General features: G+C 33.2%; 1 protein-coding gene. It reads left to right on the forward strand.

The window, feature by feature from the left end:
- The coding region (locus LS69_RS10195) for a toprim domain-containing protein (protein WP_138124752.1) at positions 1–373 on the forward strand (373 nt) is incomplete at both ends.

The following is a 373-nucleotide window of genomic DNA, read 5'->3' on the forward strand; positions in this document are numbered from 1 at the left end:
GAAAAGATTGCAAAAATCACAGGGGCGCAAGTATTCGCCACAGGCGGACATTTTAAAGAATTAAGCAAAGAGGTTATTAAAGATACAGAAAGCTATGAACCAATTTTGGAATTTAAAGAGGGCAAAAAGAAATATATCTATGAGATTCTAAAAAATGCTGAAAATAAAGAGGTTTATATTGCAACTGACCCTGATAGAGAGGGTTACGCGATTGGATATTTATTCTATGAGTTAGTCAAAAGCAAAAAACCAAAAAGCATTAAAAGAGCAGAATTTTATGAGATTACAGAAAGTGGAATCGCTAAAGGAATCCAAAATGCTATCCCTTTTTTACAAAGCAATGTAAAAGAATTTGAATCGTGGAAAGCAAGAG

It is taken from the genome of Helicobacter sp. MIT 05-5294 (assembly GCF_000765675.1).
Classification (GTDB): domain Bacteria; phylum Campylobacterota; class Campylobacteria; order Campylobacterales; family Helicobacteraceae; genus Helicobacter_D.